A 16,071-nucleotide genomic window follows, 5' to 3' on the forward strand; every position below is an offset into this window, starting at 1 on the left:
CGGCGGCCCACGGATTCAAGCCGGAGTGCGGGCATGCCGAGCCTAGGCGAGGCACCGAGTGGAGGGGCAAGAGCGTTTTGCTTACTTTTGCGCTCCACCAAAAGTGAGCCGCTGTAAGAGCGGAACCAATCCAAGCCACAACCGCAACACCGGATATACACTCAAAAACCCCCACCACAACCATTCGGTTTCCCGAACACCACCCCCCACCCCATTCGGTTAACCGGACCCCACACTCAAAAACCCCCTGTAACACAAACTTAATCTCCTTATAAATCAACCAATTAACCATTTATGCCAGGTGTGGCACGACTCATGCTCTACACTCCGTGACGATCGCCTGAGACGCCAAAGGAGCCGTCACAGGCATTCGCTGTACAAGAGAGCCGTTTAGCCGGCTTCATAAAAAAAACAAATGTCGAGGAAGTATTGATGCGCATCGTTCCCCATATCTTGGGCGCAGCTATCGCTGCTGCTCTGATCAGCACTCCAGTTTTCGCCGCCGAACTCACCGGCACACTGAAGAAAATCAACGACTCCGGCACCATCACCCTCGCGCACCGCGACAGCTCCATTCCGTTTTCCTACATCGCGGACGGCTCGGGCAAACCCGTGGGCTACTCCCACGACATTCAGCTGGCCATCGTTGAAGCCCTGAAAAAAGACCTGAACAAACCCGATCTGAAGGTCAAGTACAACCTGGTCACCTCGCAGACCCGTATCCCGCTGATCCAGAACGGCACCGCGGATATCGAGTGCGGCTCCACCACCAACAACACCGAACGCGCCCAACAAGTTGATTTCACCGTCAACATGTTCGAAATCGGCACCCGCCTGCTGGTCAAGAAAGACAAGGATGGCAAGCCGTCCTACTCCGACTTTGCTGACCTGAAAGGCAAAAACGTCGTGACCACCGCCGGCACCACGTCCGAGCGCATCATCAAAGCGATGAACGCCGACAAGCAGATGGGCATGAACGTCATCTCCGCCAAAGACCACGGCGAATCCTTCCAGATGCTGGAAAGCGGCCGTGCCGTTGCCTTCATGATGGACGACGCCCTGCTGGCCGGCGAAGAAGCCAAGGCCAAGAAGCCGGACGACTGGGTCATCACCGGCACTCCGCAATCCTTCGAAGCCTACGCGTGCATGGTTCGTAAAGACGACCCGGCCTTCAAGAAAGCTGTCGATGACGCCATCGTCGGCCTCTACAAATCCGGCGAAATCAACAAGATCTACAGCAAGTGGTTCGAGAGCCCGATCCCACCAAAAGGCCTGAACCTGAACTTCCCGATGAGCGACAAGGTGAAGGAACTGATCGCTAACCCAAGCGACAAGCCGGCACCAGACGTAAAAATCTGATACCTGACTAAGCTTATCTCCTGAGGGAGCCAACTCTCCCTCAGGCGTCTGTTACTACCTGCTGGCTTTAATTTGGAACACTCGACCTGGCGGTTTTCGAGCCGATCGCGTGTGCCTGGCGTTCAACGTCGGGCGGGAAAGGATCTTCCCCAAGCGGGTGCTTGTACATCGATCGATCTCGAGGGGAGACCCTAATGAATTACAACTGGGACTGGGGCGTGTTCTTCAAGTCCACCGGCGTTGGCAGCGAGACTTATCTCGACTGGTACATCGCAGGCTTGGGCTGGACCATTGCCATCGCTGTCGTGGCATGGATTATCGCCTTGTTGCTGGGGTCCATTCTGGGCGTCATGCGCACCGTGCCAAACCGCATCGTATCGGGCATCGCGACCTGCTACGTGGAACTGTTTCGTAACGTGCCGCTGCTGGTTCAGCTGTTTATCTGGTATTTCCTGATACCCGACCTGCTGCCGCAAAACCTGCAGGACTGGTACAAACAAGACCTGAACCCGACCACCTCGGCCTACCTGAGCGTTGTCGTGTGCCTGGGTCTGTTCACCGCCGCCCGTGTGTGTGAACAAGTGCGTACCGGCATCCAGGCGCTGCCACGTGGCCAGGAATCCGCCGCGCGCGCCATGGGCTTCAAGCTGCCGCAGATCTACTGGAACGTGCTGCTGCCCCAGGCCTATCGCATCATCATTCCGCCGCTCACCTCGGAATTCCTCAACGTCTTCAAGAACTCCTCCGTGGCGTCCTTGATCGGCTTGATGGAACTGCTGGCGCAAACCAAACAGACCGCCGAATTCTCGGCCAACCTGTTTGAAGCCTTCACCCTGGCCACGCTGATCTACTTCACCCTGAACATGAGCCTGATGTTGCTGATGCGCCTGGTCGAGAAGAAAGTCGCGGTGCCCGGCCTGATCTCCGTGGGGGGTAAATAATGGACTTCGATTTCAGCGGCATCATCCCCGCCATTCCGGGCCTGTGGAACGGCATGATCATGACCTTGCAGTTGATGGTAATGGGCGTGATCGGCGGCATCGCGCTGGGTACCGCCCTGGCGCTGATGCGCCTGTCGTCCAGCAAGCTGCTGTCGCGCCTGGCCGGCGCTTATGTGAACTACTTCCGCTCGATCCCGCTACTGCTGGTGATCACCTGGTTCTACCTGGCGGTGCCATTCGTGCTGCGCTGGATCACTGGCGAAGACACCCCGATCGGTGCGTTCACCTCCTGCGTCGTGGCCTTCATGATGTTCGAAGCCGCGTACTTCTGTGAAATCGTGCGGGCCGGCGTGCAGTCGATTCCCAAGGGCCAGATGGCGGCGGCACAGGCGATGGGCATGACCTATGGCCAGACCATGCGCCTGATCATCCTGCCGCAGGCGTTCCGCAAGATGACCCCGTTGCTGCTGCAACAGTCGATCATCCTGTTCCAGGACACCTCGCTGGTCTACACCGTGGGCCTGGTGGACTTCCTCAACTCCGCCCGCTCCAACGGCGACATCATCGGCCGCTCCAACGAGTTCCTGATCTTCGCCGGTGTCGTCTACTTCATCATCAGCTTTTCCGCCTCGCTGCTGGTCAAGCGTCTGCAAAAAAGGTTTGCCGTATGATCTCTATCAAGAATATCAACAAGTGGTATGGCGACTTCCAGGTGCTGACCGATTGCAGCACCGAGGTTAAAAAAGGCGAAGTGATCGTGGTGTGCGGGCCGTCAGGCTCGGGCAAATCCACTCTGATCAAGTGCGTGAACGCACTGGAACCGTTCCAGAAGGGTGACGTGGTCGTCGACGGCACCTCCATCGCCGACCCGAAGACCAACCTGCCGAAACTGCGCTCGCGCGTGGGCATGGTGTTCCAGCACTTCGAACTGTTCCCGCACCTGACCATCACCGAAAACCTGACCATCGCGCAGATCAAGGTGCTGGGCCGCAGCAAGGAAGAAGCCACCAAGAAGGGCCTGCAACTGCTTGAGCGCGTCGGCCTGTCGGCACACGCCCACAAGCACCCGGGCCAACTGTCCGGCGGCCAGCAACAACGTGTGGCGATTGCCCGCGCGCTGGCCATGGACCCGATCGTCATGCTGTTCGACGAACCGACCTCGGCGCTCGACCCGGAGATGGTCAACGAAGTGCTCGATGTGATGGTGCAACTGGCCCACGAAGGCATGACCATGATGTGCGTGACCCACGAAATGGGCTTCGCCCGCAAAGTGGCCGACCGCGTGATCTTCATGGACGCCGGCAAGATCATCGAAGACTGCCCGAAAGAAGAGTTCTTCGGCGACATCAGCGCCCGCTCCGAACGCGCTCAGCACTTCCTTGAGAAAATCCTGCAGCACTAAACGCAGCGCTGTTCTCTCTGATGAGAACCCGGTTGATGCAGGCACCAGCTTATGTGGGAGCTGGCTTGCCTGCGATTGCATCCCCTTGGTGTCACTGAAACACCGAGGCGTCTGCATCGCGGGCAAGCCCGGCTCCCACACAAACCCATTGCCCACACAAGCGGGTTCACAGCAGGGCTGACAGCTCTGGTTGACCCAAGGCATCTGTGATGAAATGCGACCCCAACCTCTTTCGCGCCGCACCGCCATCACTTGCCGTGAAACCACGCCTGATTCGCCAACTGTTCCTGCCGCCGTTGATCATCGCCCTGATGATCGGCTTGGGTTATATCGGCTTCTGGGTCAGTGAGTACTATGGCATCCGCACCCTCAGCGACAACGGCGAACGCCAGCTCGAGCTGCACGCCCGCACCGTCGAAAGCGAACTGAGCAAATACACCTACCTGCCCAGCCTCCTGGAACTGGAATCCAGCGTTTCCAAGCTGCTGGCCGACCCGAACCAGGACACCCGGCAGACGGTCAATGATTACCTCGAAGGCCTGAACCGACGCAGTCGCAGCCGGGCCATCTACGTGATGGACACCACCGGCCGCGTGCTGGCCACCAGTAACTGGCGCGACGCCGACAGTTACCAGGGTGAAGACCTGTCCTTTCGCGCCTATTTCCAGAACGCCGTACGCGGTCAGCCCGGCCGCTTCTATGGCATCGGCAGCACCAACGGCGAACCCGGCTACTACCTGGCCCATGGCCTGGAAGAGCACGGCAAGATCATCGGCGTGGCCGTGGTCAAGGTGCGCCTCGAAGCCCTCGAAGAACGCTGGCAGCGCGCGCGCCTCGAAGCGTTTGTGAGCGACGAGAACGGCATCATCATCCTCTCCAGCGACCCGGCCCGGCGCCTCAAGGCCGTGCGCCCGCTGAGCGACGACACCAAGGAACGCCTGGCCCACAGCCTGCAATATTACTGGGCGACGCTGAACGAGCTGGAACCGCTGGCCCGCGAACGCCTCAACGAAGGCACCGAAAAACTGACCTTCCCCGCCAACAGCGAAGTGGTCAACGACGAGCACGAAGTCAGCTACCTGGCGCAAACCCGGCCCTTAAGCGACACGCCGTGGAATTTCACCCTGCTCACGCCGCTCAATGACCTGCGCCGCGCCGCGATCAACCAAGGCATCCTGGTGGCCGTGGCCTTTGGCCTGGTCGCCTTTTTGCTGATTGCCTGGAATGAGCGGCGCAAAGTCATCGCCACCCGCCTCGCTGCGCGGGAAGCCTTGCAGGAAGCCAACAGCCAGCTGGAACGACGGATCGCCGAACGCACCGCCGACCTGCGCGCCAGCAACGAACGCCTCAAGGGCCAGATTCGCGAACGGCGCCAGGCCGAGGAAACCCTGCGCCGCGCCCAGGATGAACTGGTACAGGCCGGCAAACTGGCGGCCATCGGCCAGATGTCCACCAGCATCGCCCACGAGTTGAACCAGCCCCTCGCTGCCTTGCGCACGCTGTCGGGCAACACCGTGCGGTTCCTGGAGCGTGGCGCCCTGGACACCGCCAGCGCCAACCTCAAGACCATCAACGAACTGATCGACCGCATGGGCCGCATCACCGCGAGCCTGCGCTCCTTTGCCCGGCGCGGTGACGACCAGGGCGAGGCCAACCTCGGCAAAGCCGTGGACGCCGCGTTCCAGGTGCTCGGCGCACGCCTGGATGGCCTGTCGCTGAACGTGCACCGAGATTTCGCCAATGCCCAGTTGCAGATCGATCAGACGCGCCTGGAGCAGATCCTGGTCAACCTGATCGGCAATGCCCTCGACGCCATGCAGGCGCAGCCGGCGCCCGAACTCTGGCTGGATGGCCACAGCGCCGATGGCCGCTACCGCCTGCAAGTGCGTGACAACGGCCACGGCATCGACCCCGAGGCGCGCAAACATTTGTTCGAACCGTTCTTCACCACCAAACCCGGAGAACAGGGCCTGGGCCTCGGCCTGACCCTGTCGGCCAGCCTCGCGGCGGCCACCGGCGGCAACCTCGCCGTGGAACACCCGGCCAGTGGTGGTACTGCCTTTGTCTTGTGCCTGCCGTTGGTGGGCGCTCAAAAAGCTGAGTCGACATGAAAACAGACGCTACAGCCCCTACAGACGACCTCACCGTTTTGATCGTCGAAGACGACCCCCACGTACTGCTTGGCTGCCAGCAAGCCCTGGCGCTGGAAGACATTCCCAGCGTGGGCGTGGGCAGCGCTGAGGAAGCGCTCAAGCGCATCGGCGAGAATTTTGCCGGCATTGTCATCAGCGACATTCGCCTGCCGGGCATTGATGGCCTGGAACTGCTGACGCGCCTCAAGGCACTGGATAAAAGCCTGCCGGTGGTGCTGATCACCGGGCATGGCGATATTTCGATGGCGGTCGGCGCCATGCGTAACGGCGCCTACGACTTCATGGAAAAGCCCTTCTCGCCCGAGCGTTTGGTCGACGTCGCCCGTCGCGCCCTGGAGCAGCGCGGGCTGGCGCGGGAAGTCTGGTCGCTGCGCCGCCAACTGGCCGAGCGCGACTCCCTGGAAGGCCGCATCATCGGCCGCTCGCCGGCCATGCAGAACCTGCGCGAACTGATCGCCAATGTCGCCGACACCTCAGCCAACGTGCTGATCGAAGGCGAGACCGGCACCGGCAAAGAGCTGGTTGCGCGTTGCCTGCATGACTTCAGCCGGCGCCATTCCCACCAGTTCGTCGCCCTGAACTGCGGCGGCTTGCCGGAAAACCTGTTCGAAAGCGAAATTTTCGGCCACGAAGCCAATGCCTTTACCGGCGCCGGCAAACGCCGCATCGGCAAGATCGAGCACGCCCACGAAGGCACACTGTTCCTCGATGAAGTCGAAAGCATGCCGATCAACCTGCAGATCAAATTGCTGCGCGTGTTGCAGGAGCGCACCCTCGAGCGCCTGGGCTCGAACCAGAGCGTGGCGGTCGACTGCCGGGTGATCGCCGCGACCAAGTCCGACCTCGACGAGTTGAGCCGCGCCAGCCAATTCCGCAGTGACCTGTACTACCGACTCAACGTGGTGACCCTGGAACTGCCGCCCCTGCGCGAGCGCCGTGAAGACATCCTGCACCTGTTCGAACACTTCCTGCAGCAGTCGTCCCTGCGCTTCGACCGCAGTGTGCCGGAGCTGGACAACCAGACCGTGTCGACCTTGATGAGCCATGACTGGCCGGGCAACGTGCGTGAGCTGCGCAACGTCGCTGAACGTTTCGCCCTGGGCCTGCCGGCCTTCAAGAAAAGCGGTAACGGCAGCGGCAACCACGGCCTGGCGTTTACCGAAGCGGTGGAAGCCTTCGAGCGCAACCTGCTCAACGACGCCCTGCAACGCAGCGGCGGCAACCTGACCCAGGCCAGCCTGGAACTGGGAATGGCCAAGACCACCCTGTTCGACAAGGTCAAGAAGTACGGCTTGAGCCACTAAGGAGCGCGGTGTGGATCTGCTATTGAAGGCCGCCATTGGCGCGGCGGTGGTGTTGATTCTGGCGGCGCTGGCCAAGACCAGAAACTATTACATCGCGGGGCTGGTGCCGCTGTTTCCGACCTTTGCGTTGATCGCGCATTACATCGTCGGCAAGGGCCGTTCGGTGGACGACTTGAAGACCACGATCGTGTTCGGGATGTGGTCGATCATTCCGTACTTTGTGTATTTGGCGACGCTGTATGTGATGGTCGACCGGATGCGGCTGGAAGCGTCACTCGCCGTGGCGGCGGTGGCGTGGTTGATGGCGGCGACGGTGTTGGTGAGTGTGTGGGTGCGCATGCACACCTGACACTTCAATTGATCGTTCCCACGCAAAGCGTGGGAACGATCATCACGATCCTCAGCGGATGATCTTCTCGACCTGAATCCCCAGCTTCTTCAGCCGATACCAGAAGCTCCTCTCCGAAATCCCGATCTTCGACGCCGCCGCTGCCTGCACCCCGTTGCTCTCGTTCAACGCCGCCAGAATGTAGGCCTTCTCCACCTCCGCCAGCGCTGCATCGAGGTCTTGAGGCACACCCGGCCCGTCACTGAGGAACGCGGTAACGCCGCCATCGGCAGGCTTTGAGGCAAACAGATACGCCGGCAGGTCGATGTCTTCAATCACCGGTTTGGCCGCGACAATGGTCGCGCGCTCGACGCAGTTCTGCAGCTCACGGATATTGCCCGGCCAGTTGTAGGCCGCCATGGCCTGCAATGCCTCAGGGCTGAAGCCGGTGATGCGTTTGCCGGCGGTGGCGCTCAGGGTCTGGGCGAAGTGGCGGGCCAGGGGCACGATGTCTTCGGCGCGTTCGCGCAGGGCTGGCAAAGGAATTGGAAACACGTTGAGGCGGTAATACAGGTCTTCGCGAAATTCTTTGTTAGCCACCGCGTCCAGCAGGTTTTTGTTGGTGGCGGCGATCACCCGCACATCCACCTTGCGCTCGCGCGGGTCGCCCACCGGCTCGATCACCCGCTCCTGCAGGGCGCGCAAAATCTTGGCTTGCAACGCCAGCGGCATATCGCCGACTTCATCCAGGAACAACGTGCCCTTGTCGGCCTGCATAAAGCGCCCGACCCGGTCCGCCACGGCGCCGGTAAACGCGCCTTTGCGATGGCCGAACATTTCGCTTTCCAGCAGCCCTTCAGGAATGGCCGCGCAATTGACGGCCACGAACGGTTTGTCGGCACGGCTGCCATGCTTGTGGATGGCGCGGGCGACCATTTCCTTGCCCGTGCCGCTCTCGCCGGTCAGCAGGATGGTCGCGTTGCTGTCACGCACAGAGTCGATCGCGTGCAACACCTGGCGAAACGCCGGGCTGTCGCCCACCAGGCTGTCGAACTGCGCATGCTGGTCGAGTTCGGCACGCAGGCGCGCGTTGTCGCGCATGATGTCGCGAAATTGCAGGGCCTTGGCCACGGTGATGTCCAGCTCGTCGATATCGAACGGCTTGGCGATGTAGTCGTAGGCGCCATTGCGCATCGACTGCACGGCATTTTTCACCGTGCTGTAGGCGGTCATCACGATCACCGGCAAATCCGGAAAGCGCACCTTGATCTCCGCCAGCAGCGCCGGCCCGTCCATGCCGGGCATGCGCCAGTCGCTGATCACCAGGTCGATGTCTTCCTGCTCCAGCACTTTGAGCGCGTGCAAGCCGTTGCTGGCGGTGAACACCTGAATGCCGTTCTGGCTCAGGGCCGACGTTAGCAAGTCACAGAGTTTGGGCTCGTCGTCGACTACCAATACGTTATGCGTCATGACCTTCCTCATCGTCTCCGTCGTCTTCACCTTGAGCGGGAATGTACAGGCTGAAGGTGGCGCCGGCATCTTTCTCACTGGCACATTCAATGCTGCCGTCATGACTTTCCATGATCGAATAGACTTTCGCCAGGCCCAAGCCCGTGCCCGAAGCCTTGGTGGTGACGAATGGCGTGAAGATACGCTCAATCATATCCGCCGGGATGCCCTGGCCGGTGTCAGCAATGCTGATAACGGTGTTGTCGTCCACCGTGCGGATGCCCAGGGTCAGGCGCCCGCCTTCGGGCATCGCATCAATGGCGTTGAGTATCAGGTTCAGGCACGCCTGCTTGAGCTGTTTGGCATCTGCGTAAAGGGTTGCGCCCGGCGCCTGGTCGTCGATTTGCGCATCGATGTTGTGGGTGGACAACTCCGGGCTGCAGAAACCGAGAATCTCTTCCACCAACGGGCGTGCCGCCAGCATTACACGCAACGGCGGGTTGGGCTTGGCGAAATCGAGAAACTCGGTGATCAGGTCGTTGATACGGCTGACTTCGCTGATCACGTATTCCAGGTGACGCTTGTCGGTTTCCGGCAGGTCGGCGCGCCGGTGCAGCAGTTGGGTGGCGGTCTTGATGATGCCCAACGGGTTGCGAATTTCGTGGGCCAGGCCCATGGCAACTTCGCCCAGGGCGTGCAACCGGTCACGGCGGCGCAACTGGGCTTCGAGGTGATGCAACTCGCCCAGGCGCTCGGTCATGTGGTTGAAGGTGCTGCTCAGTTGCGCCAACTCATCGCCGCCGCTGACCAGCACACGGTGCTCATAATGGCCGGAGATCACCGCATTCACCCCTTCGGACAAATCCCGCAGCGGCTTGGTCAGGCGCCGCGACACCAGCACGCCTGCGCCCAGCGACAATGCGGAACTGAGCAGGAAAATCAGCACGAACAGGTTGCTCTGATTCACCAGGCCCACCAGGCTGGTATGGCGCAGCAGGCCGCTGAAGATCACGCCTTGCAGGTCGCCGGCGTCGTTGAAGATCGGCCAGTACAAACCGCTGTAATTGTTGGTGAACTGCTCACTCGGCTGCTTGGTGGCGCGCATGGCTTTCTCGACGTCCTTCGGGATGCGCGAAGGATGGTTTTCAAAACGCTGGGTCGAGAATATTTCGTTGAAACCCGTAGGGTTGGCCAGGTACAGGCGCAGGTCGAGGGAATGCACATCGGCCACGCTGGTGAGGAAGCTGCTGTCCAGGTAGGTGGCCACCAACAGCAGGTAGTCGACCCCCTCTTGATTGGTTTCGAACGTGGAGACCACAAGGCCGGTACTCACCCCCGCCACCTGCACGGTCTGCAGCACCGCGTTACTGGTCAGGTCGATCTGTTTGACGATGTCGTCGGAGGCGGTGCTGAACATCACCTTGTGGTCGCTGGTGCGAATCAGCGCGACCACGTCAATGTCGGTGGCGTCGGCAATGTCGGCGGTCAACCGGTCGTGCTTGGCCGCTTGCTTGCTCGAAGGCGGGCTGGTGTAGCGCAGGAACAGTTTGGCCATGCGCGCGTTGTCATGCAGGATGTCGCCGATTTCGTCCTTGACGATCTTGGTCGACTCTTGCAGCCAGATGCGCACGTTGCTGTCGAAAATCTGCGACAGCGTGGTGGCCGCCAACTCGGCCGCAATCATGGTGGGAATGACGCTGACCAGCCAAAACGCCAGCACCAGCTTGCGCTGGACGCTCCAGCGCGAAATGGCAAAGGGGCGAGCTTTTTGGCGGGTCTTGGAAATCATCAGGTTTCGCTTATCGCAGCAGCCATGGCGGGGTCGGAACGATCCGGTCGGAGAAACATTTTCACGAGTTTGAGCAGGCCGTTGACCAGCCGGTTGCGGTGGCGAAAGAACATGCTGTTGCCCTGGAACTCACACCCCAGGCGCAGCTTACTGGCATACCCTTCCTGGCCGCACTCGTACACGGGAATATTGTGTTGAATACAGTAGTCGACATTGGTCAGCCAACTGCGAAAGTACAGGTTGTATTCACGGCTGAATTCAATGTCATGCCCGAAAAACTTGTCGATCAAGCGGTGCTCGTCCAACAGGATCAGGTTGAAGGCTACCAGCCGCTCGTCCACCCAATAAAGAACACAGACCGCTCGCGCTTCAAGCCGCTCAAGGATGCCGGTGAAGTAGCTGGCGGGCAGGTGCTCAAACTGCAAGTCGGAGCGACTGAGCGTGCCTTCGTACAGGCGCATCACTTCAGGCAACACGTCATCAATGTTGTGCCGCCACTCCACCCGGGGGCCCGGCGCCCGCAGTTTGCGGCGCAGGTCCTTGCGGGTCGATTTGCACAACGAGCCCAGGTAGGCATCGATCGAGCCGTAAGGCACGCTCAATAACCCGCTGGGCAAACTCGGCATGCTTTGAAAGCCCGCAGCGCGGCAGCTGGCTGCCCAGTGCGGGTCTTTGGTCGGCACATCCTTGACCGCCACCAGGCCAATCCCGAATTCATTGGCATCCTCGCGTGCGGCCTGCAACAAGTGCTTGAGCAACAACGGGCGCCGCGCTTCGGGCACGCCACTGGCAATGCCTGCGTCACAACGCTCGGCCACCGGCGAGCCGATGGCATACAGCTGCAGCTGTAAAACACCCGGCCACAGTCGCTCCAGGCGCTCGGTAAAGCGCTTGCCGCTGCCCGACACCGTGGTGTCGAGGCGATAATCGGTGATAAACGCGGCGGCCACTGCCACCACCGTCCCCGCTTCGTAAACAGCCAGGTAACGCCATTTGAAATCGACGATGGCCGCGTTTTCCACGGCGACGTAATAGTCCCAATCCTCCAGGGCACCGGGGAAACAGTCGTTCCAGGCACTGCGCTGGATGGCCCGGATAGTCGAGAAGGCTTGGGCGGTGATCACGTCTTGTCCTTAGGCTCAGGCCCGCTGTCGATAATCTACGGGCGCCTGGACAACAGCGGCGTGTTGCTCGACAAACTCAGCACTCAACTCGATCACGCGCCGGTATTGCAGGTCGACAGTGATCATGTGGTAGCAGTTGTCCAGCAGGACCTTGGTCACGGGGCCGCCGAGGTGGCGTTCCACGTAATCGGCGTTCCAGCGGCTCGTGATGTCATCCTCGATGGAATGCAATACCAGCGCCGGTGCCTTGACCTCGGGCATTCGCTTCTTGACCACGGCGTTCATCCGGTGCAACTCGCGCACCGTGATGCCTTCCATGGTCAGCAAACCGGCCTCGCTGCTGTGCCCTTCCTTCATCTGGCGCTCGACGATTGCCCGCAGGCGTTCGTTCTTGATGCCGTAAGGCGGCTTCTCTTCGAAGCGGCAGATGTGCACGCCGAACGGGATTTTCATCAGCAATGGCGTCAGGAACGCCAGCTTGTGAATGCTCCAGCCGTCGTACTTCAAGGTCGTGGAATACATCAACAGCCCGGCGACTTGCCCCGGGTGCTCGGCGGCCACGTACATGGACATCACCGCGCCCATGGACAAGCCACCGACAAACACCTGTTCGTGGCGTTGCTTGACCTGTACGAAGGTCTTGCGCACGCCTTCGTACCAGTCCAGCCAGCCAGTGGCCTGCAAGTCACTGTTGTCGCCGCAGTGCCCGGCCAGGGTGGGCACGTACACCGTGCAGTTGCCCGCCTTGGCCAAACCCTTGGCCACCTGACGCAATTCCGTCGGGGTGCCGGTCAGGCCGTGGATCAACAGGATCCCGACCGGACCTTCACCGAGAACGAAGCCGGCATCACCTTCACCGAGGTCGATCCCGACGTTGTTCACCGTTTGGTTGCCCGCACCAGCAGTTGCTCAAGCAGCTTCAGGCCCAGGTCGATTTCCGGGTAGCTGATTTCCAGGGACGGTGCCAGGGTGATCACGTTTTTGTAGTAGCCGCCCACGTCGAGGATCAGGCCGAGTTTCTGACCGTCAACCACCATGTCGCCTTTCATGCCTTCTTCGACCATGTAATCCAGGGTCGCCTTGTCTGGCGTGAAGCCGTCCGGTCCGCAGATTTCGCAGCGCAGGGCCAGGCCCAGGCCGTCGACGTCGCCGATGATCGGGAAACGTTTCTGCAGGTCTTGCAGGCCTTCCAGGAAGTATTTGCCCTTGGCCATGACCATCGCGCCGTAGTCGACTTCGCTGGTCATCTTGAACATTTCCAGGCCTACCGCCGTCCCCAGTGGGTTGGAGGCGAAGGTGGAGTGGGTCGAACCTGGCGGGAAGATCTTCGGGTTGATCAACTCTTCACGGGCCCAGATGCCGCCCAGTGGGTTGAGGCCGTTGGTCAGCGCCTTGCCGAAGACGATCACGTCCGGTTGCACGTCGAAGTGTTCGATCGACCACAGCTTGCCGGTACGGTAGAAGCCCATCTGGATTTCATCCGACACCATCAGGATGCCGTGCTGATCAAGCACATGCTTGAGTTCGCGGTAGAAGTTCATCGGCGGGATCACGTAGCCGCCGGTGCCCTGGATCGGCTCGACGTAGAAGGCTGCGTATTCGCACTGGTTGGTCTTCGGGTCCCAGACGCCGTTGTATTCGGTCTCGAACAAACGGGCGAACTGCTGCACACAGTGGCTGCCGTACTCTTCTTTCGTCATGCCTTTAGGGCCACGGAAGTGGTACGGGAACGGGATGAAGTTGGCGCGCTCGCCAAAGTGGCCGTAGCGGCGACGGTAGCGGAAGCTGGAGGTGATCGACGAAGCGCCGAGGGTACGGCCGTGGTAGCCGCCTTCGAAGGCGAACATCAGGCTCTTGCCGTTGGAGGCGTTACGCACCACTTTCAACGAGTCTTCGATCGACTGCGAACCGCCGACGTTGAAGTGCACGCGACCGTCGAGGCCGAATTTCTTCTTGGCGTCGACCGCGATCATTTCCGACAGCTCGATCTTGCCTTTGTGCAGGTACTGGCTGGCGATTTGCGGCAGGGTATCGATCTGCTGTTTCAGCGCGTTGTTCAGGCGCGGGTTGGCGTAGCCGAAGTTGACGGCCGAGTACCACATTTGCAGGTCGAGGTAGGCCTGGTCTTCGGTGTCCCACACGTAGGAGCCTTCGCAACGGCTGAAAATACGCGGTGGCTCGATGTAGTGAACGGTGTCGCCGTAGGAGCAGTACTTGGCTTCTTTATCCAGAAGAATCTGGTCTTCGGCGGTAGCGATACGGATATCAGACATGATGGAAGAGTTCCTGATTGTCAGCAGCAGTAAAGTGGGTGGCGTTGGCGGCGGTGCCCTGAGGGAGCTTGGCCAGCAGCGCAGGCAGTTCGGCAAAGGTGTCGAAGCGCGCGTGAGGAATGTTGTTGGCTTCGCAATACTTGGCGAGGCTGCCTTTGGCGAAGACGAAATCGGCGGTCGAGGCCACGCACATGTCGGACTTGCCGTCACCGATCACCAGCACGCGCTTGTTGCGCGGGGTGGATTTGCACTTGCAGTTGCCGGATGCGGCACGGCAGGCATCGCTGGAATACGGGAAGTCGATGCGCCAGCTGTTCTGGTCAACCTGGCGCAGGCGGTTGGCGAGGATCGGCAACAAGGTCACGTAGTTGCGCGACAGGATGCGCGCGATGCCTTGCTCGATGCCGTCGCTGACCACTTCAATGGTCGCGCCCAGGCCCATGACGTGGTCGACGAAATCCGGGAAGTCCGGGTCGATCTCGACGCTGTCGAAGTAGGCCAGCAGTTCAGCCGGGGTCGCCTTGATCAGCGACAGTTGGCGGCTCAGGCATTCGCGGGAACCGATGTGCCCATCCAGCCACTCCTGCTCGATGGTTTCCCACTCGGGGCCGGCGAAGCGTTGGAGGACGTTGTCGATGACGTCGGTGGGGGTGATGGTCCCGTCGAAGTCGCACACGATATGCCAATGGATCATTGCCTTTCCTTGAGTTGGAGGGCTTGAAGAGGAACGCGCTGTTTGCGCTTGCTACAGGGGTATAGCAGGGACTGTGCCAAGTGCTTAAAGCCCAGCGGGGCTGGGGTTTTGGCTGATAACCAGGAGAACTTGTGTCGCAGGAGCTACAATTTTTGTAGCTTGCTACAAACAAGATGAGTGCTTGCGTCAGGGATGCCCTTCGCGCGTGAATGCGCGCAGGTTCAGATAAGGAAACCGCTCAATGTTCAAGGTTACTTCTGCTGTATTAGCGGGCTTGCTGGGTTTTTTGGGGATTTCCAACTCAGCATTGGCCGACGGCATCACCGGTGAAGTGGGCGCGGGCGTCAGCTATCAACCTCACGACCCTACCGGCAGCCGCTACGAAACACGGCCCATCCCCTATTTCGACCTGGACTGGGGCAGTGTCAGCCTGGGCACCGACGATGGTCTGACCTGGAGTGCCCTCAATACCAACGGGTTCACCGCCGGCCCCTACATCAACTATCTGCCGGGCCGCACGGCCAATGGCTCGCTGCGTGGCTTGCGCGATGTGCCGGACATGGCCGAAGTCGGTGGTTTCATCCAGTACGCCCCGGCCGAGTTCTGGCGCGTGTACGCGCAGGTCGGCCAGGCTGTCGGCGGCGCTCGCGATCAAAGTGGGGTGTTGGGCAAGCTCGGCGGTGAGCTGGGCTACCCGCTGGGCGGCGGCATTATCGGCAGCACCGGCTTGATGGCGCATTTTGCCGATGCTCGGCAGACGCAGACGTTTTTCGGGGTCGACGATAAGGAGTCTGCGGCTTCGGGGATTCGTGCGTATAACGCCAGTGCGGGTTTTCAGAACCTGACGTTGACGCAGAGTTTTGAGTTTCCCTTGGCGGCTCACTGGTCGCTGTTGACCAGCGCCAGTTGGACACACCTGGTGGGGTCGGCGGCCAACAGCAGCATCGTCAGGGAGACTGGGGATGTGAATCAGGGGCAGGTGCAGACGGCGATCAGCTATAAGTTTGAGTGACGGCTTTTGGGGGGGCATATCCGTTATTTGGGTGATGGCTTCAATGGGTTCCGCTTTTACAGCGGGTCACTTTCGAAAAGCGCGAAAGTAACCAAAGCGCTCTTGCCCCTCCACTCGGTGCCTCGCCTAGGCTCGGCATGCCCGCACTCCGGCTTGAATCCGTGGGCCGCCGCCACGCGCCATCCATGGCGCGGGGCGGCTAACCCGGCATCCTTGCCGGGTTACCCACGGATTCAAGCCTGC

14 protein-coding genes are annotated in these 16,071 nt (G+C 60.6%); 8 read left to right on the plus strand and 6 right to left on the minus strand.

Annotated features, from left to right (window positions below):
* The first annotated feature begins 432 nt into the window (after positions 1-432).
* The 7 genes from WBB95_RS03245 (at position 433) to WBB95_RS03275 (ending at position 7,508) form a co-directional block, all read left to right on the plus strand.
* The gene (locus WBB95_RS03245) at positions 433-1,359 is read left to right on the plus strand and encodes a glutamate/aspartate ABC transporter substrate-binding protein (protein WP_424486271.1); all 927 of its coding nucleotides are present in this window, start codon (positions 433-435) and stop codon (positions 1,357-1,359) included.
* 194 nt (positions 1,360-1,553) lie between these two features.
* Positions 1,554-2,300, plus strand: coding sequence for an amino acid ABC transporter permease (locus WBB95_RS03250; RefSeq protein WP_065906793.1), 747 nt, complete (start codon positions 1,554-1,556; stop codon positions 2,298-2,300).
* Positions 2,300-2,971 carry an amino acid ABC transporter permease gene (locus tag WBB95_RS03255; RefSeq protein WP_424486272.1) on the plus strand — a complete coding sequence of 224 codons (672 nt, stop codon included), beginning with the start codon at positions 2,300-2,302 and terminating at the stop codon, positions 2,969-2,971. Before WBB95_RS03250 ends, WBB95_RS03255 begins: the two co-directional genes overlap by 1 nt.
* Entirely contained in the window at positions 2,968-3,702 is a 735-nt protein-coding gene (locus tag WBB95_RS03260; RefSeq protein WP_010170183.1) for an amino acid ABC transporter ATP-binding protein, read from the plus strand. Before WBB95_RS03255 ends, WBB95_RS03260 begins: the two co-directional genes overlap by 4 nt.
* A 209-nt stretch (positions 3,703-3,911) precedes the next feature.
* Complete coding sequence (locus tag WBB95_RS03265; RefSeq protein ID WP_424486273.1) at positions 3,912-5,813, plus strand: sensor histidine kinase; 1,902 nt, start codon at positions 3,912-3,914, stop codon at positions 5,811-5,813.
* A complete protein-coding gene (locus tag WBB95_RS03270) occupies positions 5,810-7,159 on the plus strand; it encodes a sigma-54-dependent transcriptional regulator (RefSeq protein WP_424486274.1) in 1,350 nt (449 codons plus the stop codon). Before WBB95_RS03265 ends, WBB95_RS03270 begins: the two co-directional genes overlap by 4 nt.
* 10 nt (positions 7,160-7,169) lie before the next feature.
* Positions 7,170-7,508, plus strand: a complete 339-nt coding sequence (locus WBB95_RS03275; RefSeq protein ID WP_424486275.1) for a GlpM family protein — start codon at positions 7,170-7,172, stop codon at positions 7,506-7,508.
* Positions 7,509-7,559: 51 nt separating this feature from the next.
* Here WBB95_RS03275 and WBB95_RS03280 read toward each other — a convergent pair whose 3' ends face one another.
* The 6 genes from WBB95_RS03280 to WBB95_RS03305 are packed head-to-tail and all read right to left on the minus strand — an operon-like array spanning position 7,560 to position 14,816.
* A complete protein-coding gene (locus WBB95_RS03280) occupies positions 7,560-8,957 on the minus strand; it encodes a sigma-54-dependent transcriptional regulator (protein WP_424486276.1) in 1,398 nt (465 codons plus the stop codon).
* Positions 8,947-10,725, minus strand: coding sequence for an ATP-binding protein (locus WBB95_RS03285; protein WP_424486277.1), 1,779 nt, complete (start codon positions 10,723-10,725; stop codon positions 8,947-8,949). The genes WBB95_RS03280 and WBB95_RS03285 overlap by 11 nt, the downstream gene beginning before the upstream one ends.
* Positions 10,725-11,849 carry a GNAT family N-acetyltransferase gene (locus tag WBB95_RS03290; protein ID WP_424486278.1) on the minus strand — a complete coding sequence of 375 codons (1,125 nt, stop codon included), beginning with the start codon at positions 11,847-11,849 and terminating at the stop codon, positions 10,725-10,727. The genes WBB95_RS03285 and WBB95_RS03290 overlap by 1 nt, the downstream gene beginning before the upstream one ends.
* Before the next feature lie 15 nt (positions 11,850-11,864).
* Entirely contained in the window at positions 11,865-12,731 is an 867-nt protein-coding gene (locus WBB95_RS03295; RefSeq protein WP_424486279.1) for an alpha/beta hydrolase, read from the minus strand.
* Positions 12,728-14,122 (minus strand): aspartate aminotransferase family protein, encoded by a 1,395-nt coding sequence (locus WBB95_RS03300; protein WP_083359925.1) that lies wholly within the window; start codon positions 14,120-14,122, stop codon positions 12,728-12,730. Before WBB95_RS03300 ends, WBB95_RS03295 begins: the two co-directional genes overlap by 4 nt.
* The gene (locus WBB95_RS03305; RefSeq protein WP_424486280.1) at positions 14,115-14,816 is read right to left on the minus strand and encodes an MtnX-like HAD-IB family phosphatase; all 702 of its coding nucleotides are present in this window, start codon (positions 14,814-14,816) and stop codon (positions 14,115-14,117) included. Before WBB95_RS03305 ends, WBB95_RS03300 begins: the two co-directional genes overlap by 8 nt.
* Before the next feature lie 241 nt (positions 14,817-15,057).
* On the opposite strand from WBB95_RS03305, the gene WBB95_RS03310 reads away from it, so the two are divergent.
* Positions 15,058-15,828, plus strand: coding sequence for a MipA/OmpV family protein (locus WBB95_RS03310; protein WP_424486281.1), 771 nt, complete (start codon positions 15,058-15,060; stop codon positions 15,826-15,828).
* Positions 15,829-16,071: the final 243 nt, after the last annotated feature.

It is taken from the genome of Pseudomonas sp., assembly GCF_049645325.1.
In the GTDB taxonomy this organism is placed as follows: Bacteria; Pseudomonadota; Gammaproteobacteria; order Pseudomonadales; family Pseudomonadaceae; genus Aquipseudomonas.

Excerpts from the sequence above, each read along its gene's own strand:
- WBB95_RS03245 (WP_424486271.1), top strand. The coding sequence starts at position 433 with ATGCGCATCGTTCCCCATATCTTGGGCGCAGCTATCGCTGCTGCTCTG.
- WBB95_RS03250 (WP_065906793.1), top strand. The coding sequence starts at position 1,554 with ATGAATTACAACTGGGACTGGGGCGTGTTCTTCAAGTCCACCGGCGTT.
- WBB95_RS03255 (WP_424486272.1), top strand. The coding sequence starts at position 2,300 with ATGGACTTCGATTTCAGCGGCATCATCCCCGCCATTCCGGGCCTGTGG.
- WBB95_RS03260 (WP_010170183.1), top strand. The coding sequence starts at position 2,968 with ATGATCTCTATCAAGAATATCAACAAGTGGTATGGCGACTTCCAGGTG.
- WBB95_RS03265 (WP_424486273.1), top strand. The coding sequence starts at position 3,912 with ATGAAATGCGACCCCAACCTCTTTCGCGCCGCACCGCCATCACTTGCC.
- WBB95_RS03270 (WP_424486274.1), top strand. The coding sequence starts at position 5,810 with ATGAAAACAGACGCTACAGCCCCTACAGACGACCTCACCGTTTTGATC.
- WBB95_RS03280 (WP_424486276.1), bottom strand. The coding sequence starts at position 8,957 with ATGACGCATAACGTATTGGTAGTCGACGACGAGCCCAAACTCTGTGAC.
- WBB95_RS03285 (WP_424486277.1), bottom strand. The coding sequence starts at position 10,725 with ATGATTTCCAAGACCCGCCAAAAAGCTCGCCCCTTTGCCATTTCGCGC.
- WBB95_RS03300 (WP_083359925.1), bottom strand. The coding sequence starts at position 14,122 with ATGTCTGATATCCGTATCGCTACCGCCGAAGACCAGATTCTTCTGGAT.
- WBB95_RS03305 (WP_424486280.1), bottom strand. The coding sequence starts at position 14,816 with ATGATCCATTGGCATATCGTGTGCGACTTCGACGGGACCATCACCCCC.
- WBB95_RS03310 (WP_424486281.1), top strand. The coding sequence starts at position 15,058 with ATGTTCAAGGTTACTTCTGCTGTATTAGCGGGCTTGCTGGGTTTTTTG.